Here is a 23,443-nt window from a genome sequence, read left to right as displayed (position 1 = left end):
GCATTTTCATTTTAAAAACGGAATATTTGAGACTGAAAAATTCCGGATTTCATATTTTAATTCTTATTTATTCAACTTTCCACTCGATTTTATCATTGGTTTCATTCCAGTCAACCTTTAGCGTTTGTCCGGTTTTTACTTCTTCCCGAACGATCATTTTTGAGATCGGTCTTGCCAGTTGAGATCTGATTACACCTGAAATTTGTCTTGCTCCATATTTACTGCTGAATCCTCCCAGTGCCAGATTTTTCACAGCTTCGTCTGATATAGAAAGCGACATTCCTAATCTATTGAGAGATTTGTGAAGAGATCTTAACTGAATATTAAAAATTCTTTCAGCAATTGATTCTGTGATTGGCGCAAAAGGAATAATTTCGGTAATTCTAGCCAGAAATTCAGGTCTGAATCTACCAGAATTAGACATAATTTGCATCAGAGAAGACGATTCCGGGATATTACCTTCTTCAAACTGCTTTACAATTTCCTCGCTTCCGATATTTGAAGTAAATAAAATTAAAGCGTTGCTGAAATCTCCTTCTTTGCCTAACTTATCATGCACTTTTCCTTCATCCATGATCTGTAAAAACACATCAAAAACCGAATGATGAGCTTTTTCAATTTCATCAAACAAAACAACGGTATAAGGCTGCTGACGGATTTTATTCACCAACATTCCTCCTTCTTCGTAACCTACGTATCCAGGAGGCGCACCGTATAAAAGTGCCGCAGAATGTTCTTCTTTAAATTCTGACATATCGAAACGCACCATCGCTTTTTCATCATTAAAAAGCAATTCTGCCATAGATTTTGCAAGTTCTGTTTTTCCTGTTCCGGTTGGTCCGAGAAGAAAAAATGATCCGATTGGTTGTCCGGGTTTGTTTAATCCGCTTCGGTTTTCAACGATCGCGTCTGATAGAACTTTTAATGCATGATCCTGACCGACAACTCTATTCAATAAAAGAGATTCCATATTAAGCAATTTCTCTTTTTCCTGAGCCTGAAGTTTACCAATCGGGATATTGGTTTTCGCTGCCATTACAGCCGCCAATTCCAATTTTCCTACCTTTTCTCTTTTTATCGAAGCATGTTCTATCAATTCTGTAAAAGTATCTTTAATCACTTTTTGAAGATGCTCAATCGGCATTGAGTTATCAATCTGTGGCTGCTCTCTCAAAGAACCCCACAAAATCGGACTTATTTTGTCTCTCAATAAATTATAATTCCAGATCAGTTCGTCGGCTTTATCTTTATCATCCAGAAACTCTTCTTTCAGAATATTTTCGTAATTTTCCTTCCAGTCCTGAAGTTCTTTTTCTGAAAGTTCGTCGAGCATTTTGATGGCAGCCATCGTTCGGTCAAGCAAATCGATCGCTGCATCCGGCAATTTTTTACCTTTCGCATATCTTTTTGCCAAACGTACGCACTCAGGTAAAGCAGATTTGTCGACCTCAATGGCGTGATGTTTTTTATAACCATCTAAAAGAACATTGATCATTTTCACACAGGTCTGTTCATCCGGTTCGTTGACGGTAAGAACTTCAAACCGTCGGTTAAAAGCCTGTTCCGGCTCGATTATTTTTCTGTATTCTTCCTGAGTAGTCGCTCCGATGACGGTAATTTCGCCTCTTGCCAACTCAGGTTTCAGGATATTTCCAATGTTTCCGATGCTTCCTTTCGGATCTAAAAGTGCATGAATTTCATCAATAAAAAGAATTGCTTTTTCAATCTTTTTGCACTCATTGATTACTTTTTTCAGACGGTCTTCAATTTCTCCTTTATAAGAAGTTCCTGCCAGTAAAGCTCCCGTGTCCAATTCTAAAAGTGTCGCATTTTTCAGCATTTCGGGAACATTTCCTTTGATAATTTCTGTAGCAAAACCTTCTACCAAAGCTGTTTTTCCAACGCCGGGTTCGCCGATGATAATCACGTTGGGTTTGGTTCTTCGGCAAAGAATTTCCACCAACATTCTCAGCTCTTTATCTCGGCCAATGATGTTTTCTAAAGTTCCCTGTTTTGCTTGTGCAGTTCTGTCTATACAATAACTTTTGATGGAAGGAAAAGAATTGTCAGAATAGTCTGCTCCATTAGAAAAAAGAGATGAAATTTCACTATTTTCTGATGAGTTGTAAGGGGTATCTTTTCTGTATAAATTAAAAATTTCGTGTTCTCTGAGAGGTAGAGATTTAAGTTGCTGTAAGGTAAACGCAACCTGCGGTTTTACAATGGCTGTTAGAATACAAATTGGGGTAATTTCATCCAAGCCTAATTTTAATCTGATATCGTCTGCTTCTTCAAGAATCTGATCTACAAATTCGCCCTCACCAACTTCACTTGGAAGATGGGTTGTTTTGGGATAATCTTCGATTCTTACATCTGCCCATTCATAGAAATATCCGGGATCTTTGTCGATATTTTTCAGGAACTCATTGAGCCCGATGTCCTTATGCATTAAAGCCTGCAGAATATGTGGCCCGTCGTAAGTTGCATTATAATTTTCTCTGGCGATGGACTGCGCAATGTGAAAAAGCTGCTTTACAGTTTCGTTCGTAACTAATACTCCCATTTATTTTTCGATATTAATATTGTGGTGACATTTATTTTTTGGTATAACTAAAATAAGTTTTTTTTACCAATGATTACGATTTGAAACATTAATTTATTAAAGATTTTCAAATAATAATTCAATATTATATTCATACTTAAAATGAAAACATTTTTCACCTGCTATAATCTCTTAAACATCTTGATTATCCGTATTTATTCATAATGCGAATTTTGACACAAACACTAGGAAGTTTTTGTTAATAATTTAATTTAAATATTTAAACTTTTTCCAGTTTTATCTGTGTAGTATACAGAATATCATACTGTGAATAAGAGTTTTTGACATCCATCGATTTTATCATTCCATTTTGATTGGAAACTATATAATTTGCAGAAAAATCAATGTCTTTATTCTCAGACTGTGTTGATTGTGTGAGAATAACCTCATCATTTTCCCTGATCAATATTCCGCTTTGCTCGATCTCAACTACAGAATCTTTATTTTCAAGAAATATTTTTAAATATGATTTACCATTTTTAAAGTCACCTCGTATTGCCGAAAAAAAAGTCTTTATCAGCCAATCCTGCTTCATTTTTTTATTAAATAGGTTCTGATTGCGAACAACGTATTCAAACTCGTCAATATATATTTTTGCGTATTTATCGGGGAAAAGATCGAGCAGATTTTCTTTGATTTTATGAAATTTATCGATGATTTCCGGAAGAAGATTCACAGATATTATTTCACCTTTCAAATTGGTGAGAATTTCTACCGGCTCAACAGCTTGCATGCATTTTACTGCAAGATTCCCCATTTTGGTATCGTTGATTGTAGAGAAATTATATTTAGAAAGATGAAAAGTATGAACATCAAATTCTGTCTGAATAAGCTCTAACGAAAATTGATACGAAAAAGAAGTTTCTTTAGAATTTCCGAGGCTGTCAACGGAAGATTCAGTTATAAAAACTTTATAATTGTACACTGAAAAATCCGGATTAAAACTGATTTTTGGGTTTCTGTCGGGGTCTTTAAATGGTGCATCATTCTTCGCATTCAATCTATGAACGGTAAAAACATCCGGAAGCAAAAGTTTTTTTCTAGGAACCAGATCTTCGTAGATAAAATCTTCTCTCGCACAATGCTGGTTGTGGAATTCTTTGATGTACAAAGGGTTTTCCAGATTAATCTGATCGGCAATACTTTGAAAGGTCTCACCGTGTAGAATAAAATGTACCGTCATAGATTTTTGTGTATCGATGAATTTATTTTGTTGATCTTATTTTTTTGTTAATTCGTAAGTGTCGTTTTCGCCAACCGTTGTATTAATAAAATCGCTTTTAAGGAGATATTTACTGTTGCTTTTTGTGATCTTAAAAGTGGCGTTTTTATTGTTTTTTTCTGCAAGAATAATTTCGTCCGGTTTTTTTTCGATGACCATCAGATCTTTTTTTACATTTTCTACATAACTGTCTAATTTGAAGTCTGCATTGCTTTTTGAAATATTTAAATTGATCATTCCGTACGCTCGCGGATCTCCGGATTCTTCTTTCATCCTCAAAAATCTACAAGAAAAATTACCAACCCATTCATTAGATTTTGCGGAAACTGTTTTATTATTAAAACTCCATTCTTTCAGCAGTTTTTGATCAGATTTTAAAGACAACAATTTTTTGTCGCCCACAGTTTGAACGTTAATTGCGATGTCTGGCGAATTTAAATTGACGGTATCGGTAATTCTGTACTTTTCAACATCGTCATTTTTCAGAAATTTTTCAAGTGAAAAAATATATTTACCGGAGTTCCTGCTCTTATAAATACTATAATTTACACTATCAATATCTGTTTTTCCAGTTTTAAATATTTCGACATCTACCAGCTCATCTCCGGAGAAAAATTCTTTATTGATGAAGATGTCTTTTTGATCTGCCTTTTTAGCAACCACTGTATCTTGTGTCGGAGAAATATCTGTACTTTTCGCATATGATTTGCCTTCTTTACAGGCAATGGCAGTCACTAAAAACAGACTGCTAATCACTAAATTCTTAATTTTCATTATCTTTATATTTGAGTGGTCTGATCAGGATTTGTGTTTACACCTGTCGTCAATTCGGAAATGGTTGTGAGAGGATCTACCCTTCCGCCAGTTCTGTTTCCCGTCGTTCGTACCTCGAAGTGGAGGTGATTCATTTTTGCTTCCTGACTCGACGCATTTCCTGTTTTTCCGGTCTTGCCAATAGGATTTCCGGCATCTATGGGATCTCCAGCACTCACATTCACTTCTGATAAATGGGCATAGAAAAAGTAATACGTCGTTCCTTTATAATCTCCTTTAATGTTGATTGTGTTTCCATAAGTTGTAGATTCATACACCTCATGAACAACTCCGGATACACAGGCATAAACCTGAGTTCCTATTGGTGCGTAAAGATCTAACCCGTCGTGGCTACCGCTATGTCTGATCGGTGCGTTACCGTGATCACTAGAATCCGGATAAAAACCGCTGCCATACCAGCCTCGAAGCTCCATTCTGTCTAACGGATGATGCCAATCTGAACTTCCGCCTTCGTTGCCGCAATTGCAGGGTATTCCAAATTCTTTCAAAAACCCTTTCTTCAGATGAAGATCGCTCGTACCGGCAAGCTCTTCAGTTAAAAACTTTTCATATTTAGCCAAAGCAACATCCATTGTCTGAGCTGGCTGGCCGTATCTTCCAGGTGGTAAACTTGCCCATTCATAACTGCCGTACTGCTCCAGAGATTCTTTAATTTGATTTTTTGTAATTAATTCTAAACTACCGGCTCTCTTATGTTTTAAAATCACAATGCACAGTTTATCCTGAGACTCTGCTGTAAAATCTGGAATGGAATATTTTTTTACATAATCGTGCGCTTCCTCATAAACGCCTGCTTTTTTATTATCGTTCGTAAGTTTTTCACCATTCAGCCACCACCATGTGTATCTCATAATCTGATAAGCTCCGGCTGCCGAAGACGAATAAGCTCCTGCAGTAATCACATTTTCCGGATGTGTAGACATATCGGAAAATTGGGTTCCGCTGTATTGTGTAGTGTAACCTTTTTCGCCTTCTGTACCTTCGCCTATTCTCAACATTCTCATAAAAGCTCTTATTCTCTGCTCGCATTCGCAATTTTTTCCAACGGTGAAATACGCTCCGTCTGCTTTCAGGAAGTCTTTATCATGTTGTTTTTGGCCTTGTGCTTTTGCATTTAAATATAGCAATTCCGGATCTTTTTTATACAGCGAAAAAGTGATTTTATCGCCCGGATTGTATGTTTTTATTTCTAAAGCTTTTTCGATATCTTCCAAATAGGCAGATTTACCTTCTTCGATTTTAGGGTTCCCTCTTTTACCTTCTTTAGCATTGATAAGAATTGCTTTTGCTATATTTTTCTTTCCGTTTTCATCAGCAATTGCTGTCGCGCCTGCAAAACTATAAGAATATTCACCGTCTTTTTTTCCTTTTTTGAGTTTTTCTTTCCACTGTTTCAGTTCATCATCAGATTTCGGTCTCAGATGAATAGGAACTTTTGCAATCCCATTTTCTATCGTCGCAGTAAACTGTGTTTTTTCTGTCCCCTGAACTTCGCCTCCTGCAGGTGTGGCCTGTTCCATCTGAGCCTCGGTAATTTCGAGAACCGGTAAAACAGCTCCGGCGGCACCCTTTAATTGTCCGTCTTTTTCTTTAATGATAATTGTCGCCTGCTTACCGTTAAGACCTGACGTTCGTGCTACAAGATAAAGTTTATCTTCCAGCGGTGCGCTTGTCACTTTTTTAAATTCTGCTCCAAGCTTAAAAGTCTGAATCGTTACCTTTTCGTTTTTATTGTAGACCTCTTTTGTGAGAGCTTGCTTGATGGCTTCAAGCGTGGTATATTCTTTTTTATCTGCTAAAGCTTTGATTGCAGGTTTTGCAAGGATAATTTTAGCAATTTTTTCTTTTTCTGCATCAGTAGAAGTTTTGTTTCCGTTACTTCCAACGGTATAATCCACAGTTCCTGCAGCTTCTCCCGTAAGTTTTGTGTAGACCTTTTTGGCAAAATAAGCATCCAGAAGATCTTCAACATTTGAATCTTGTACAACACTCACAGTTCTTCCGTCAGCAGGTTGCTGAGTTGGCGGCTGTGTAGGCTCTATCGTTCCTGAAGATTCGCCCCAATCCCAAAGCTCGAGATTATTCCACCATTCTGTAACAGATTCTACAATACCTTTTTCCTCTTTTTGCGATTGCGGTTTTTGTGCTGCGGGAGATCCGGCGGCTCTCGGAGGTGTATTATTTGCAGGCTGTTGCGGGGAATTTGGAGTTGCGTTCGTCTGAGGACGACTTTGTGGTCTTGGCGGCGGACTATTTAATGGATTATTGACATGCACATTATCTGTTGCATGCTTGCGGTTTTCAAAATACTCTACAGTAACATAAAATTCAAGTTTTTTAGGATCAGTCTCACCTTGCATGGCTTTCTGCATCAATGCTCTGGTCAGCATAAACTCCGCAGTTGCCACACCACTTGTATTTACTACTGCTTCTTTGGTTTCTATCAAAAGGTTGCCTGCACTGTGCCCCGAGCCTGCTGCATCATCTTCCCACAAGCTGAATTTCAGCTTTTTACCATTTAGATTAACACAATGAGCCCTGGCTCTCATCTTTTCTGTGAAACTAAAAACAGATCCTGGCGTATCATCTACATAATTCAGATCTACTTTATTGATTCTTGGGATCACGGCAGGTTGAGGGTTAATATCTATTGTAGTAGGTCCGTTACCTTCCGGCTCAAATAAATAAGCTTCTAAACGATAAGTATTTCTCTGAGCAACTTCTCCGAAAGTAAAAGTTCCCAAGCCTGTTTTTTTAATATTAGTCGATGTAAATCTTCCGTCGGAACGTTTTTTGAACAGTTCCCAGGTAACAGCTGCGATATTTCGTTGTGCTTGTGGGGTCGATGAATACCAATCTGTAACGGTATAAGTGGTTGCTTCTCCAATTTTGGGAGAAGGATTTCCTGCTATTTTTGAAACTCCTCTTTTTGACATTCAGAATAAATTTAAAGATTAATAAGCGTCTAATTCACTCTCAAAAGCAGTTTCTTTAAACTCTTTTACATCCACAAGAGGATTTGCATGTCTGATAACTTTTTCGTCAGCTTTTTTCACGTTCTGTTTACTCATTTCACCTCGTTGCCCGTGATCTTTAATAGTGATTTTGCCACCAACTGTACATTGAAGTTCGGAAACTTCCGTAACGACTTTTTTGCCCATCACCATTACTTTGTCATACGTCTTCTGCCATTTGCCCGCCGGCGCATATGAACACGGAAGATTGCCTCCAGATGAAGGTTTTAGCTTACATTTTCCGAAACTCGGTCCTGATGGATTAAATTGTAAATCATCTTCCGTTACGGCAAGATAATCTGCGCTGCCCGCTGCATCATTCCAATAATGTTTTTGATGCGCGGTAACTTTATGCTGTGGAAACTGGTCGCCCTGATCGCACTGGCATTTCCCTTTTTGAACGACAAAGTGTTTGCCGTCATGAGATGACGATTGCTCTGACATATTTTGTGATGTTTGGTACTCAAAGATAGCAAAAAGTAATCTAAACATAAAAAAAACGGAAATTAAATTTCCGTTTTTTTTATTATAAGTTATTAATGTTGAGTATATTCCGGTTCTTCTACAGGAAGCATTGTTGGCATAAAATATTCATTCAGCCAATAGAATTCCTGCCCGTTCTGCTCAATTTTTACGGCAGGATTTTTTCTGTGTGTCAGCATTCTGTCTGCTAATTCTTTGTAATATTTGAAGTAAGTTCTGGATTCTTCATTGGTAATTATTTTAGATTTTTTCCAGCCTTTAAGCTTGTATTTAGACATTTTCTCTTCATCAGAGTTATCAAAACCTGTACTTATACCCACCGCATAAGACATTGGCTGCTCATACAATTCACCTTTGTCTAAAAATTTTAAGGTAGAATTATATTTCTTTAGAAGTTTCACATATTCCCGCAAAGCTCTTGCCTGTTTAAAATCTGTTCTTCCTGCACCTGTATTTGCATAAACTTCGGTGTAGAAAGCCTTAAGCTGATCATACTCTTTTTCAGATATTAATATACCTTTCTCCATTCCCGGTTTAAAATCTTTCAGCTCTTTAGGAATATAACCTTTCACCAAAAAAGGATTTCCATAATTGATAAGCTGTGCTGCTATGCCGGCAGGAACAGGATTGGTAAGACCCGGATACAAATATTTATACTTAAAATCTACATCTGTTTTTCCGGCACCTACAGAAGAATGAAAATATTCATTTAACGACTTGTCAATCATCTCGTTATCCAACGTTACCTGAGCAATCAAACTGTCAACCGACTTTTTCAGAAAACCCGGAGCTGTGATATCACCTTTTTTCGGAAAAATAACAAATCCGGGAGCCATGCTCTGCTTAGGATAATCTAGGGAATAGAAACCAGATTCTCCTTCTATCAGATTAAAATTATTTTTTGTAAGAACGTTATTTTGATCTATTATTCTCTGTTTTTTAAGCTCAGCAACGTTTTTTGCTGTATTGGTCACAATATTCTCCGCCATCAGTACAAAATCATTGTAAGTATCTGAAGATCTGGCACTCGTCTGAAACATGATCAGTTTTGCCTGCGCCTGTGTAAGAGAATTAATGACACCATACATATTACCGCTATTGGCAGAAGTACCAATCGTGATTACGATATTGGTTTCATCAGGAAGTTCAGAAAGCATATTTCCGGCAGCAATCAAACCTTCATTTACAGGTTGATTTCCACCGGTACTCTGGCAATTCATTTCGTTGATTTTTTCATCAATAAATGAAGTGATTTTACTGTAATCTTTACTTAAAACAGACGGAACTACATTTTCACCACAAGGATTATTTTTATATAAAACAACACCGTATTTAATTGAATTAAAATAAGATGGTTTTTCAAATCTCAACTGAAGATCCTGCAAAAGCGATTTTACAATTGGCGTATAAGGCGTGTTTGAAGCACTTACATCCAGCACAAAAACGATATTTGCTTTTTTATTGCGATCTGTAATTTCTCTGTATCTGTCGAAATAAATTTGTTCACCTAAAACATTGTAAACGAAGTTTTTACTGTAATCTAAAACATTCGTAAAATATTTTGTTTTTGTATCAGGTTTTGCTTCTTCATTTAAATTTAAATTAACCGGATATATATTTTCCAGCGGCGTTCTTTTATCAACATCTGTCAACAAAACGGCTATTCTCTTTTCTGCATCGGTTCCTCCGGGAGAACCTTCGTGAATTCCTAAAGATGTCTCTTTGATCCCGGTCGTATTCTTCATTTTCATAGCAGAACGCTCTCCCCAAGCTGAAATAACATCCGAACTTACCCAGCCGTAAAGTCCTGTGCTGATGCTGTCCATATCAATAGAAGGTTTTTTCCCTACGAGAAACCTTTTATTATTTTCCGCCTGTTTGTAAACATAAACCATCTGCCCGTTAGGAATTTTAACATTGGCATTTTCTATGAGGCTGGGAGAATTAAATACCATGATCGAATCATTCTTGTAATATCTCTCAGCACTTCGGATGACTTCAGGATGACTAGGCACTACTGCTACTTTCACAGGATAACCGGTTTTTTCGCTCTTTAAAGAACTATTCCATAAAAGAAGATCAGACTCGGGAATCCAGCCATAAGTTTTTACAGATTTCGGAGACACTTTTTTCATTAAAGCATCCGGAATATATTCTGCAACCTTTACCATTCCGTCTCTGTGTTTTAAAACCATTAACGGTTCTAAAAATTTCACTTCTTTGTAAGATTTTTCGTCATCTTTATCAAGGTAAGCGGTATTTCTGGAGCGGTCTGAAATGGCAATCCACGGTACTGATTTTTTAGGAAAACCATCAATAACGGTAGCGTGATCTATTGAACCGTACTGCTTGGGTTCAGGCGTTTTTTTGGAAGGCAGTTTTACCTGGCACGCCGTAAGAAGTACCGAAAAACCTATATAATATGCAGCGAGAGGAAATTTATTTTTCATCTTAATTTTCTTTATAATTGGTGTGATGTACGAGCAAACCGTACAGATTATTTACTTTGGTTGATATCTACTTTGGTTACGCAGTTTTGCGCGTCGTCATAATTTAATTTGACAGTCTGAATCACATTGTTTTTATCAAACTGTAAACCTGCGCAATACAGATAGAAGTTATTGACTTTACTGTCACTTACCTGTACGATAGAGTTTTCGTTATTACATAAGTACGTATTCAGCAAGTAGTTGTAATGCATATTGAAGCTGTTACCATTTGCGATCTGCTGAAGATGATATTTAAAATCATTGTCTCGCTTCTCATAAAAATCATCCACAGCGACTTCCTCTTCGACCTCATTATATTCTGCCACAATTCTTATTCTGTGTAGGATGGGTTCCCTATCAACATCTGTATATAGTGTCACAACGTAATCTCCCGGCTTTTTATAGGAATATGTTGCAAGTTTATCTTTAGAATCGATGCCCGCATTTTCTCCGAATTTCCATGTAAAAAGTGTTCCGTCAGAAAGCGCCCGGAAACTTACATTCTCAAACTGCATCGCTTGATTTGGCGCATCAATGGTAGTCGGCATTTTCACACTATCCTTTGTGACAGTACGTCTTGATGAAACTACAATAGGATAAGTTTTTGTGTATTTATCATCAATAATTAAAGTAACGCTGTAGTAGCCGGGCTTGTTGAAAAAGTGAAATCCCTTTACTTTATCAGATGTATTGCCGTCTGCAAAATTCCATTTTCTCTGTTTTGCAAAAGGTGTTTTATCGTAAAAGTGAAGCGTATCACCTACCGTGAGGGACATTGGGTATACCGATCCTACGATATCATCTGATGAATGAATTACCTTTTTCTGAAGCCACAATGCAATGAGGGCAGCAACCAGCAAAGTAGCGACGACACCGATGATGATGTTTTTTCTGTTTTTCTGAAAATAGTTCATATTTAATTGTTGTGATGTGTTTTGATAGTTGGTTTTTTATTTTGATCTTAATGCGTTTGCCCGGTCAAAAAGACGTTGTTCGTTTTGTTTATAGCCCATTTCGCAATCTTTTACCGTTGCCTCAAGTCTTTTTACATCTTCAGTCATGTAAGTGATCATATTTTTGTCATCCATGTACATATCGTAAAAATCTGCAATTAAAGGATAGCCTTCAACTCTTTCGTCGGGAGTACTGAATCTTTTGTTGGTAGAGCTTATAAAATCTGTGTTTTTCTCGATATCGTGAACGGTCATCGCATCAGGATTTTCTGTATCCAGATGAGAAATTTTTGTAAAAGTGCTGTCTACCACAGACTGTATTTTTTTCTGCTCAAGATCAAACTGAGCTTTCTGCTCAAGACGCTTTAAGCTTACAACATCTGAAGAATCGAATGGCGATTCAAATTTATTCAGAAAGATTATTCCTAAAAATATCATTGCCGCCAAAAGCATCAGAATAAGATATAAAAACTGGAATCTCTTTTCTTTTTTTGATAAGGTAATTTGTCCCTGCATAACTCAATCTTTTATGTAAATTTATCTTCTTCTCCCTGCGTATTTTCTTGTAGGATCGATTCTTAATTCTCGTACAACCGTAGCATTTTTGCCCTTACATCTTTCATATTGAGTTTTAAAATACTCTTTCTTATTGGCAACACTGATTATTTTTGACTTTAGATCAATCATCGGCTCAATATGTTTCAGAAGTACTGCGTAATGTTTTAGATTATCTACACTGTCTGCACCCATTATGCTTCGTGCATCATAAAGTTCTCCCGTGATCTGTCTGCTAAGGACAATATCATTCTGAACCTTATTGATATCTAAAAGTGTCATGAGTGTATGAATGCTGTCGACTTTGATGTTCAGCGCTGCACTGCGCCCCAGAAGTTGTGAATATTGCTCTGCTTTTGCTTCCATACCGATGCGTTGGGTATGGTAACTTTTAAAAAAGAAAAAAATAGCGCAAAATGAAATTAACGATAAAACGACGAACGACAGGATAAATTTCCAAATTGCAATCCTGACGTCGGATCTATTCAATTTCTTATCTCTAATTGTAGACATAATTGTGATATGGTTTGGAATGTGAAAATAGAAAAAAAATATTTATTTACAAAATTAAATATGAACTCTTCAACGTATTCACAATTTCTTAATATTAAGTTTAATTTTAAATTCCGAAAGATTTTCATACTTTAGTGATCATAATTTTATTTTATTTATACCAAATCACAAAAATAAAATGAGTAAAATACTGGCCAATACGGTTCGGTTTTCGATTGCAGACAGCGATTTTTATTTTAAAAAAATAATGATCAAAACTTTATTGGAAAACCCTTTTAATATGCTTCTTAATGACTGCAATAACGGTCATGAGCTCATCAACAGGATCTACCGGAAACAGGAAGATGTCTTTATCGTAGAACTCTTCATGCCTGTTCTCAGCGGTCTCGAAGCCATAAAGTTCATCCGCAAAAACAACAGCGAAACGCCAATTATCACCTATTCCGGGACGTATCAAGAAGATATGGCAGATCTACTGCAAAAAATTCCGAATATCTATTATTGTCAAAAAAACAGCAATATCATTAAAGATCTTATCAAAGGAAAAATCACCTCAAAGGACTTTGATTATGAAGCTTATTCTGAAAGCTGGAAGCAGCAGCCGCTCGCCGTTCAGGAATATATGAACAGACAAAAACACAGCCAGGATGAGCTTTCGCCAACAGAAATTCAGCTGATGAAATTTTGCTATGAAGGCTTCAGTAATAAGGAGATAGGCGAAAAACTAAACCTCAGCACAAGAACCATCGACACGTATATAAACAGACTCACAGAAAAGCTTGGTTTAAAAACAAAACTGCACCTCATTCGCTTCTGTGTAGAAAATGGGTACTATAATTCTAGTATGTAAAGGCACTTTTCTTGTTATAATATGCGACTAAATATAAAATTGTCAGCCTCTTAACCAAAATATTTTCTGTACTAATTTGCTTCTATTCAATTTTTTTAACTAAATTTGCACACCTAAAATTTAAAATTAAAAAAGGAAATGACAAAGGCAGAATTGGTAAACACCATCTCAAATAAATTGGGAACAGAAAAGAATGAAACACAGAAAGTTGTAGAAGCTTTTATGCAGGAGATCAGAACTTCTATGTATAATGGAGACAATGTTTACTTAAGAGGTTTTGGTTCTTTCATCGTTAAAACTAGAGCAGCGAAAACGGGAAGAAACATATCTAAGAACACTGCAATAGAAATCCCTGCACACAATATTCCTGCTTTCAAACCTTCAAAATCTTTTGTAGAGAAAGTAAAAACTAAAGTTGCAGTAAAATAAGAATAACAATTGAATATTAACTAGTTACACAAAAAATTTAACATTATGCCAAGCGGAAAGAAAAGAAAAAGACACAAGGTTGCAACACACAAAAGAAAGAAGAGAAGAAGAGCGAACAGACATAAGAAAAAATAATTTTCCTGCGGGAATTTTCATATAACAATATAGTTGGTGTTTTTAAATTATTTATTAATCACCGACTATATTTTTGTTTGTTACCATATGATTTTGAACGTTTGATTTTTTCCGATTATTAAAATTTCAATAATTTATCTTTATAATTATCAAATTTTAAATTAAAAAAAAAATCTCTTCGTATCTCTAATCAACTAAAAATTATCTTATAACAAAATGAAGAAAGAACTAATAGTTTCGCATGAAGATGAGCTTACAAAGATTGCTTTGCTGGAAGACGGAAGACTATGTGAACTTCATGAGGAAGAAGACAAAAATGATTTTGTAGTCGGAGATTTGTTCATAGGAAAAGTAAAAAAACTGGCTCCCAACCTTAATGCAGCTTTTGTAAACATCGGATACGATAAAGATGCATTTTTGCATTATCAGGATCTTGGGCCACAATATCTTACTTACAAAAAATTTTTAAAAGACACGGTTTCTAAGAAACAGAATGCTTCAAGTTTAAAAAATTTCGAAATACAGCCCGAAATTGACAAAAACGGAACGGTAGACAAAATCATCGCCAAAGATGACGTTGTTCTTTTACAAATTACCAAAGAACCTATATCTACAAAAGGACCGAGAATCTCTACACAGATTTCTCTTACGGGACGTTTTTTGGTTTTAATACCTTTCGATAATAAGGTTTCTATCTCAAAAAAAATCGGAAGTTCCGAGGAAAAAGTGAGACTGCGAACCTTGATCGACAGTATAAAACCTGAAGGTTTTGGTGTCATCATCAGAACTGTCGCTGAAGGAAAGAAAGTAGCTGATCTTCACAATGATATGAATCAACTGATTCAAAAATGGGAAAATACTTTTAAGAATATTCAGAAAAATAAAGTCCCGTCGAAAGTATTGAGTGAAGATGATAAAGCTTCATCTATTTTAAGAGATAACTTCAATCAGGATTTCGTGAATGTCTTTTGTGACGACGAACAAATGGTTGAAGAAATGAAAAATTATGTGGAAGTTATTGCTCCTGAACGCAAAAATATCGTTCAGTTTTATGACTCTCACATTCCTCTCCTCGAATATTATAACGTTGAAAAGCAGCTGAAACAAAGCTTCGGAAAACACGTAAATATTCCAAGTTCAAAAGGTGCTTATCTGGTAATAGAACACACAGAGGCACTGCACGTAATCGACGTAAACTCCGGAAATAATATCACAGCCGGAAATTCTGCCAATAAAGAACACGCACTCCACGTGAACAAAATGGCAGCAACAGAAATAGCAAGACAGCTTCGTCTGCGTGATATGGGTGGTATCATCGTTGTAGATTTTATCGACATGACCAACCCCGATCACAGAAGAGATTTGTTTGAACATCTGAAAACAGAAATGAGCCGCGACAAAGCTCGTCACAAGATTCTGCCTCCAAGTAAATTTGGATTAATACAGATCACCAGACAGAGAAACCGTCCGGAAAAACAAATCGACACAAAAGAAGAAAACCCAAACAAAGACGGAGAAATCGTAGCACCGATCGTCATTGTTGAGAAAATGGAAGACACCATAAGAACCATCATGCAAAAAGACAAAGGAAAACTTTACCTGCATGTACATCCTTTCGTAGAAGCTTTCCTTACCAAAGGAATCAAAAGTATACAGATGAAATGGTTTCTGAAATACAAAAAATGGGTAACCATTATCCCACGGGATTCTTTTAAATATTTAGAATACAAAATCTATAATTCTAAAAAAGAAGAATTAAGCGGCTATTCTAACTAAAAAAACAACACAACGAAGCCTTCAGAATTTCTGAAGGCTTTTCTTTTTTTAGAGAGTCAAATTGTATGTTGCTCTGCACAGAGTCTGCCAAAAAATTCAGAAAATATTCCAGTACTATATTTAACAGAAATATATCCCTACCTGAATTAAAATCATGGTATAAAACTTTGTAAACCATTGCTGTCACAGGATTTTAAAGAAGTAAAAAGCATAATAAATTCAAATAATTCACTAAATAAAGATTTGATACCGTATAATTACGGAAAAACGAAAATAACTATCTTTATATTGAATTTTTCGGTAAAAATTTACGTTTTTTTACCAAAATTTTATGAATAATGTCGTATATTTAGTTATTGAAAACTAGTAACCGATGAAACCAGATTTAGCAATTCTAGATGAGCCACTTCTATATACAGAAAGCCTTTCCAAATTACTCATACAAGAAAAAATTTTCAATTCTGTGAACGTTTTTAATAGCTGTGAAAATTTATACAGTCACCTGAGAGAGAATACTCCACAGTTTTTAATGATCAGCTCAAATATTTTATTGCTAAGCGATCTTTACAAATGTTTAGAAACAATTATTTCGCAAGACAGCACGGTAAGAATAATAGTGATTGGTAATTCTTACGATGTGATAGTGATCAGAAAATTATTTAACAAAGGCATAAAAAGTTACCTCGACAAAAACAGCAATTACGACGAATTTCTAAAATCGGTAAATGCTCTGTCTATGAATGAAATTTATATTTGTGAACATGCAAAAAAAATGATGATCAATTTTATAAGCAGCGAGCAGGAGAAACAAAGCCCAAATATTAAAGAGCCACTGACGAGAAGAGAGATGGAAATTTTGAAATTAATTTGTGATGGCTACAGCAGTAAAGACATTGGCGAAAAACTTTTCATCAGCATCAATACGGTAGAAACTCACCGAAAGAGAATTTTGATGAAACTTAATGTAAAAAATTCTGTAGGCGTGGTAAAATATGCAATGGAAAACAACATATTCAGCTAGAAACAAGTTCTTGAAAAACAAAAAAAATCAAAACCGCAATCTGGGTTTTGATTTTTTTTTGCAATAAGCATTTATAATTCTATTCGTAATCCGGCATTTCTCCGTTGGAAAATAATATTGCTCTTACGAAATCTACCCCTGTGTTATTAAGATCAATTGTCAGAATATTTTTCTGAGAAACATTATCATTACTGGTGTTCACCATGATGATCTGAGAATTATTCGGTGAAAATCTCGGATCAAGATCATTGGTACCAATAGGTTTGTCACTTTCTGCAGAAGCATCAATAATCGTATTGTTGACAAGATTATAAATAAATATGTGAGAATCTAGCTGTCGGTAATTAGCATCTTGGTAACCTGAAACATCGTGTGTGTAAAGAAGTTTTTGACCGTCGACCGAAAAATTCAGTCCGCCTGTTGCTCCTGTTGCAGCTGAAAACACATTTTGCAGAACATTACCTAACATATCAATAATGAAAATCTTAGTATTATAACCGCTGAAATTATTGGTCTTTATAGCAATTTTGGTATTATCATAACTCCAGTCAACTTCAGAAATCAGGCTGCCATCAGTAGTTGTGTACACCAACTGCTGACCGGTACCATCTTTATTGATTTTATAAAGTTTGTCGAAATTTGAATATAAAAATACACTTCCTGTCGTATTCCATGAAAAATCTAATTCATTCTGATTAAATCCGGCAACCGGAATCTGAGTTACTTTAAAGACATTAGAACCATCAGGATTTGCAGTAAAAATATGACTTCCACCTGCATCATTTCTTAAAAAAGCGATCAATCCTGCATTGTTGTTTTTTCTTGGCCGCCAACTGCTGTTTGAAGCATTAGTGAGTTGAAAACTATTACTCTGTACATCGCTCGACATAATAACAAAATTCCCATTGACTTTTCTCACATAATGATAACGATTGGCAGGTGTTGCACTTGTTGTAAATTTAAATACCGGACTTAAAACATCAGGATGAATACCATCCGAAACTGAAATTTGCCAAAAATAGCTCACTCCAAAAAGTAAATTAGATAAAATATAGGATTTAACTTTTAAATCATTTACCTGAATAACGTCTGTATTGATATTATTTTTAACCGTCAGTTTATAAGTAAGACTATCAGTTTTATCCGGATCTGTAGCATTCCAGCTTAGTTGTACACTCAAGGGTTGGTTTACAGCGTTGTCAATTGGGCTCAGTAATGTTGGCGCGGAAGGCGGTGAATTCAAAGATTCATCATCATCCATCTCAAAAACAATGGTGACCACCTGATTTTCTGTCTGAATATTAACCGCCTGAAAATTGGAAACATATCCCGAAAGTTCAGCTTTCACAGAATAATTACCTGCAGGAATATCTTTAATTTCGAACATGCCGTCTTTATCACTGAACGTTGTCTGTGTACTTGGTGTGGTAAAAACTTTTGCATTGGCGATCGGTTCATTGGTGCCTTTTTTTACTACTCTACCACGCAAAATCCCGGTTTGCGCCTGATCTACCAATTCTTCGCTGCAAGAAGTGAACGAAAAAAAAGAAATCAAAATAATCAATATATTAATGTAAGCTTTCATAGTTTTTATTTTTTATTGCCTAAATATAAATTAAGACCCAACCCAAATCTCAGTGCATGATCTTTTCTTTTTCCGTTGATCAAAAGATCCCAATCGTCACTGAATCCTACATCGTACTGGGAAGATAATCTTACCCCAAGTTTTTTGAATGCTAAATACTCGAAACCGCCTCCAAATTGAGCTTTATATCGTACGGGTTCTCTGGAAAACATCGCACCTACCCCTGCGTATACTAATGGGGAAAATTTGTATTTGGGTAGCATAAAGTATTCTAAATTAAGTTCCGGTGAAATGAACGTACGTCTTATAATTTTTTCGTTCTCAAGTCGATAGGCTGCAGCGCTGAGTTCTATGTTAAAATTTTTATCAAAAAAATATTTAATTCCGCCTTTTAAGCCAAATTGAGCAACAGGATTTACATAATCATTTCTTACCTGATTGGCCTCAACCTGTCCAAACATAGAAAGCTTTGATCTTTCAGCAGTTGGATAGATATTTCCCACCTGTCTGTCTGTATTTTTTTTAGTCTCAAAATCATAATCGTCTACCAATTTTTGATAATCTGCAGGATCGCCTAATGATTTTCCCCAGATTTTATCTTTAATACCTTCTACAATTAAAGATTTTACAGCTTTTTCTATAGCGTCTGTTACAGCAAGCTGGATGGGTTCGTTTTGTGTAAAGCCAACTTCAGCTTCCATTAGCCTTTCGGTATCGATGTATTTAAAAAAACTTCCGTTGATACTTGTTGATAAAATGGTTTTAGAAACATAAACCGTTTTTAAGATTTCACCATTTAAAGTAGAAACAGCACGAAGGTATATCGTAATTCTATCTTGTCTATATTGTGATGATGCGCCAATTCCGAAATATCTTGCACCGATACCGCCGGTCATGACGTTGCTGTCATAAGAAATCACTCCACCTTCCAAAAGCATTCCTGCATACAACAATGGCGGTAAAGCCTGGCTGTTTTTGTCAGCATCTTTCAGGTATTCTTGTCGTGTAGACCTTATGATTTGTCTTTCATTAAGGAGATTGGCGATGTTTTCTCTTTCGATTGGTGTAAACCATCTGCTGTCTTCTAATGCTTTAATAAGAATGGTTGTTGTGCCTTGAGGCACTGCTGTACTCCAATTGGCTCCGTTTTCAGAAGGTTTGTACTGCCCGGTCTGATCTCTGAATTTATAGACACCCACTACCACTTTTTCTTTAGGTAAAGGTAAATTTCTCAATTCTGTAGTGTAAGAAGTGATTTCTCCCATTGTAGACACTTCTTTATTAGAAGTAAAACTCATTGCAGTACCACAAGATTGCAGTATACACGCAAAAAGTATCCAGAAAAAAATTCTGATAGTAGTAAAAAATCTCATGTTTAGTTTCTTTTATTAGTTTTTTATTTTGGCACTACAATCTCGGATTGTTCCCCCGTATTGGTATCCAAAATACTGATCATCATTCCTTGTGCCGTATTGGTAATCTGAAGATAAAGGGAACCAAACATATAGTTTCCTGCCTGTACGCCTCCGGAGCCAAACTGATCCTGAAATAATTTCCTGGAAAGCTCACTTAGAACCTGACGGTTTAAACTGTCTGTGAAATTGCTCAGAGATCCGGAATTTCCCGTGAGATTACTTCCGTCTTTATCATCAAATTGATTTTGAGCACTTGCAGAACTTAGAAGCCACTGATAATTGAATGTATCGCCACCAAAGGCCGGATTGATCGGTTTGTACACCAGCTGTTGAGATTTTGGCTGGAAAAATCCTAAAAAAAAGAAGGCTGTTATTAAAAGAGTTTTCATGGTTATTAGTTTTTAGTAGATGAATTCGTTTTTAATAAGATTCTTTCGGGAGTTGAAATCTTTAATATATCTGAGCGTGAAATCTAACTGTTCTTTGAGATAATCTTCACTGGGATTGGTCATAAAACTGTAAATTACTTTATCATCAATCTGAATATTAATCTGACCGCTGGTTCCTCTTGCAGGAAGTTCTGTAATCGTAATCGCAGAATTGCTCTTGTCAGGAATCTGATTATACTGAATATAAAACAAATCATAAAAATCTTTCCCGATCTTACTTTTTGTATCGTCAATCGTCAATCCGCTGAGTTCGAAAGCTTCTTCTTTTTCTACAACGCCTGTTGTTTGCTTAAAAAAATCCTGATTAATTTCCAGGCTGTCTTTAGCGATAAGTTTCTGCGTCTCTTCGTCCCGAATGTAAAGGAATGCTTTTAATGCATCTCCTTTTTCCAGATTCACACTCATTTCAGATAAAGATTTGCTTTCATTCGGATTTATTGAAAATTTACCGCTTTGCTTATTATTTGAGAGATTTCCGCCTGCACCTTTTTTAATTGAAATCAGGAGATAATTCAGTTCCTGATATGTTGAGGTATTATTATTGACCAAAGCTTTTATTTTCAACTGCTTTTCGATGACTTCTTTGTCAATTTTTGCAACTATTTTTTTGTCTTCCTGTCCGTACGCGCAAACAGACAAAAAAATAAAAAAAACATTATAGAAGACGAAATTTCTCATAGTCGATTGTTTAATAATTTCGCATAAACACCGCCATATTCTCACCCTGCACGTTCAGATGCATTTTATCTGAGATACTGTTGGTTCCGGTAATGTCTACGATATTATTGTCTCCCTGCGTGGTAATTACTGTTTTAGCTTCCTTTGAAGAAAAAGCATTATTAAAATAAATACTATTTTGATCACCAAACTGCTGCACCATAATATTGGTCTTAGAATTGATCCGGAGATCAGCATTGTTTAAATCTCCTACCTGCAAGACTTGTGAAACCGAAGATGTAATGAATGAAGGATCTGAAACTGGCGTATTGATGATACCAATTGCTGTCTGGCTGTTGATAAGACTCCAGTCTATCTGCTGCGACTTCGCCAACATCGTTGAGAGAAGTACAAGGGTAATAAATATTTTCTCAAAGGTTTTCATTCTTATTTTTTTTTAAAGGTACTGGAATACCGTTATATACAAAACACGTTAAACGGTTACGAGCTTAAAATCACTGATTGCCGTTATGCACTACCGTATTTTTACGGAGAAAATGATGAAGCCAAAAAAGGAGAAACCGAAGTCTCTCCTTGATGTATAAATATAATAAAGTTATGTGTTTTTAAATAACAGTTGTGCGCTGTGAAAACCCTGACTTCAAAAGATTTTCTGTCTGCAAATGCTGCTTTAAAAATACTTTACAGGAATTACTCTCCTGTAATTATTGATTTACTACAATTGAATTTCCGCTACCCATCTGGCTAGATGTGTGCATGTTTCCGTTAGACATTTGATTTAGAGTAAGCGTATTGCTTGTACCATTCTGCATTACATATGCTTCGTTATTATTTGCATCCATTGCTGATGATCCCTGTTTGATAGTTGCTGTATTGCTGCTACCCATTTGATCACTTTCTATAAGATTCATAGATCCATATTGATTGGAAACTAAAGAATTGCTTCTTCCAACAGACTGAGTTGCCATAGCGCTGTTGTCACTTCCATCCTGATACATTGTTACACTGTTGCTGTTGCCTGCATTGCTTGAAGTTCCGCTCTGTGCGCTGCTTGCGTAGTTATCATTTCCAATTTGGTCGATCTCAGCTCTGTTGTAATTATTATTTTGAACAACGTAAGCCTCATTATCATTACCATTTTGGTTGGTATCTGATGAGTTGTTTGCTCCGGTTTGATCTGTATCTGCCATGTTTCTCAATCCTGTTTGGTACTGGCCGGCTCCGTTGCTGTTTCCTACCTGATCGATTGATGCATTGTTATTATTATTATTTTGCACCTGCATTGCACCATTATACGTTCCACCAGATTGGTTTACAACACCAACGTTGCTGTTCCCAGTCTGAGATTGTACCAACCAAGAAGAACCTCCGGATTGTGTGGAAGTTGCACGGTTTGAGTTACCATTTTGATACTGAGAAGCAGAATGATCGTTTCCAGACTGTGTAGAAGTTGCACGGTTTAGGTTTCCATCCTGAGTCTGAGTCGCTATCTGATGAGTCCCTGTCTGTGTATTTGATGCGTTATTTAAATTTCCATCCTGAGTCTGAACAGCTTCATGTCTCGTTCCTGTTTGGCTTGAAGAAGCATTATTCATGTTTCCGTCCTGATTTTGATTTAATTTATTTAAATATCCTACCTGGGTCGCAGTAGCCATATTTAAATTACCATCCTGAAGTTGATCAATATCATTTGCTGTGCTGTAAACTCCTGTAGGACGTACATATCCTACCTGACTCTGAGATGCAGTAGCCGTATTGAAATTACCATCCTGAATCTGATCAATAGTAGATCTCACATCTCCACCACCCTGTGTAGCAGTTACGGTGTTGAAAGTACCATCCTGAGTCTGATTCATTTTTGAGCCATAAGAAAATTGCTGAGTCGCAGTTGCACGGTTTCTTAAACCATCCTGATCCTGAGAAACCTCAACTCCACCTGCGGAGAAACCATTTCCTTGAGAAACGTTCGCAACGTTTAAAGTTCCATCCTGAGTAGTTTCTGATTTGTTACGGGCACTGTTACTTTTTTGATAAACATTGACAGAGTTACCAAAACCTGTTTGATTTGAGGTATTTTCGTTCCCCCATAGCTGACTTCCTAATTGTGTTACTGCAGCAGTATTATTAGTTCCTGACTGGTTTACAGTATTATCACTGTTTTGAGCATAAGCGAAACTTGCTGATAATACAACAAAAGCTCCTGTTACTAATTTTTTCATGGTAAAAATTTTATTGGTTAGTGATACAAATGTAGAACTCTCCCGAGCCCTAAAAACCATCATAAAAGGGTAAATTGTAAATATCATCAGATACAGTTTAATTCGTAACCGTTTCCGGTATTGTGGTATCATTACAATCAGTTACCGTACTCGTAGGTATAAATACGGTACTTTTTATTATTGAGATTTATCACCAATTGCCATCAATACGATTTCTTTAT

19 protein-coding genes are annotated in these 23,443 nt (G+C 36.1%); 4 read left to right on the top strand and 15 right to left on the bottom strand.

Annotated features, from left to right (window positions below; translation table 11 throughout):
• Positions 1-67: 67 nt before the first annotated feature.
• From PGH12_RS17040 to tssO (PGH12_RS17000), 9 genes are all read right to left on the bottom strand, one after another.
• Positions 68-2,563 (bottom strand): ATP-dependent Clp protease ATP-binding subunit, encoded by a 2,496-nt coding sequence (locus PGH12_RS17040; RefSeq protein ID WP_267598676.1) that lies wholly within the window; start codon positions 2,561-2,563, stop codon positions 68-70.
• A gap of 259 nt (positions 2,564-2,822) precedes the next feature.
• Positions 2,823-3,785 carry a hypothetical protein gene (locus tag PGH12_RS17035; RefSeq protein ID WP_267598675.1) on the bottom strand — a complete coding sequence of 321 codons (963 nt, stop codon included), beginning with the start codon at positions 3,783-3,785 and terminating at the stop codon, positions 2,823-2,825.
• A gap of 36 nt (positions 3,786-3,821) precedes the next feature.
• Complete coding sequence (locus PGH12_RS17030; protein ID WP_267598674.1) at positions 3,822-4,598, bottom strand: hypothetical protein; 777 nt, start codon at positions 4,596-4,598, stop codon at positions 3,822-3,824.
• Between the two features lie 5 nt (positions 4,599-4,603).
• Positions 4,604-7,594, bottom strand: coding sequence for a peptidoglycan DD-metalloendopeptidase family protein (locus PGH12_RS17025; RefSeq protein ID WP_267598673.1), 2,991 nt, complete (start codon positions 7,592-7,594; stop codon positions 4,604-4,606).
• Between the two features lie 18 nt (positions 7,595-7,612).
• Positions 7,613-8,116, bottom strand: a complete 504-nt coding sequence (locus tag PGH12_RS17020; protein WP_267598672.1) for a DUF4280 domain-containing protein — start codon at positions 8,114-8,116, stop codon at positions 7,613-7,615.
• Between the two features lie 92 nt (positions 8,117-8,208).
• Positions 8,209-10,605, bottom strand: a complete 2,397-nt coding sequence (tssR, locus tag PGH12_RS17015) for a type VI secretion system protein TssR domain-containing protein (RefSeq protein WP_267598671.1) — start codon at positions 10,603-10,605, stop codon at positions 8,209-8,211.
• A gap of 47 nt (positions 10,606-10,652) precedes the next feature.
• Positions 10,653-11,558 (bottom strand): PKD domain-containing protein, encoded by a 906-nt coding sequence (locus PGH12_RS17010; RefSeq protein WP_267598670.1) that lies wholly within the window; start codon positions 11,556-11,558, stop codon positions 10,653-10,655.
• Positions 11,559-11,594: 36 nt separating this feature from the next.
• Positions 11,595-12,113 carry a type VI secretion system TssO gene (gene tssO, locus PGH12_RS17005; protein ID WP_267598669.1) on the bottom strand — a complete coding sequence of 173 codons (519 nt, stop codon included), beginning with the start codon at positions 12,111-12,113 and terminating at the stop codon, positions 11,595-11,597.
• 21 nt (positions 12,114-12,134) lie between these two features.
• Complete coding sequence (gene tssO / locus PGH12_RS17000) at positions 12,135-12,665, bottom strand: type VI secretion system TssO (RefSeq protein ID WP_267598668.1); 531 nt, start codon at positions 12,663-12,665, stop codon at positions 12,135-12,137.
• Positions 12,666-12,843: 178 nt separating this feature from the next.
• Between tssO (PGH12_RS17000) and PGH12_RS16995 the strand changes: the two genes are divergently transcribed.
• From PGH12_RS16995 to PGH12_RS16980, 4 genes are all read left to right on the top strand, one after another.
• Entirely contained in the window at positions 12,844-13,515 is a 672-nt protein-coding gene (locus tag PGH12_RS16995; protein ID WP_267598667.1) for a response regulator transcription factor, read from the top strand.
• Positions 13,516-13,653: 138 nt separating this feature from the next.
• Positions 13,654-13,944, top strand: a complete 291-nt coding sequence (locus PGH12_RS16990) for an HU family DNA-binding protein (RefSeq protein WP_034674127.1) — start codon at positions 13,654-13,656, stop codon at positions 13,942-13,944.
• A gap of 351 nt (positions 13,945-14,295) precedes the next feature.
• Complete coding sequence (locus PGH12_RS16985) at positions 14,296-15,855, top strand: Rne/Rng family ribonuclease (protein WP_267598666.1); 1,560 nt, start codon at positions 14,296-14,298, stop codon at positions 15,853-15,855.
• 373 nt (positions 15,856-16,228) lie between these two features.
• Positions 16,229-16,876, top strand: a complete 648-nt coding sequence (locus tag PGH12_RS16980; RefSeq protein WP_267598665.1) for a response regulator transcription factor — start codon at positions 16,229-16,231, stop codon at positions 16,874-16,876.
• Between the two features lie 79 nt (positions 16,877-16,955).
• Here PGH12_RS16980 and PGH12_RS16975 read toward each other — a convergent pair whose 3' ends face one another.
• From PGH12_RS16975 to PGH12_RS16950, 6 genes are all read right to left on the bottom strand, one after another.
• Positions 16,956-18,461: a carboxypeptidase-like regulatory domain-containing protein gene (locus PGH12_RS16975; RefSeq protein WP_267598664.1), complete on the bottom strand. Its 1,506-nt coding sequence runs from the start codon at positions 18,459-18,461 to the stop codon at positions 16,956-16,958.
• 5 nt (positions 18,462-18,466) lie between these two features.
• Positions 18,467-19,834: a CsgG/HfaB family protein gene (locus PGH12_RS16970; RefSeq protein WP_267598663.1), complete on the bottom strand. Its 1,368-nt coding sequence runs from the start codon at positions 19,832-19,834 to the stop codon at positions 18,467-18,469.
• Positions 19,835-19,857: 23 nt separating this feature from the next.
• Positions 19,858-20,265 (bottom strand): curli production assembly/transport component CsgF, encoded by a 408-nt coding sequence (locus tag PGH12_RS16965; protein WP_267598662.1) that lies wholly within the window; start codon positions 20,263-20,265, stop codon positions 19,858-19,860.
• Between the two features lie 12 nt (positions 20,266-20,277).
• Positions 20,278-21,003: a curli-like amyloid fiber formation chaperone CsgH gene (csgH, locus tag PGH12_RS16960; protein WP_267598661.1), complete on the bottom strand. Its 726-nt coding sequence runs from the start codon at positions 21,001-21,003 to the stop codon at positions 20,278-20,280.
• A gap of 10 nt (positions 21,004-21,013) precedes the next feature.
• Complete coding sequence (locus PGH12_RS16955) at positions 21,014-21,427, bottom strand: hypothetical protein (RefSeq protein ID WP_267598660.1); 414 nt, start codon at positions 21,425-21,427, stop codon at positions 21,014-21,016.
• Positions 21,428-21,707: 280 nt separating this feature from the next.
• Positions 21,708-23,222: a hypothetical protein gene (locus tag PGH12_RS16950; protein ID WP_267598659.1), complete on the bottom strand. Its 1,515-nt coding sequence runs from the start codon at positions 23,220-23,222 to the stop codon at positions 21,708-21,710.
• Positions 23,223-23,443 lie beyond the last annotated feature (221 nt).

The sequence above is a fragment of the Chryseobacterium sp. CY350 genome (assembly GCF_027945075.1).
Lineage (GTDB): Bacteria > Bacteroidota > Bacteroidia > Flavobacteriales > Weeksellaceae > Chryseobacterium.
Note: the sequence above shows the minus strand (reverse complement) of the source record. Positions and strands in the feature narration are given on the sequence as shown.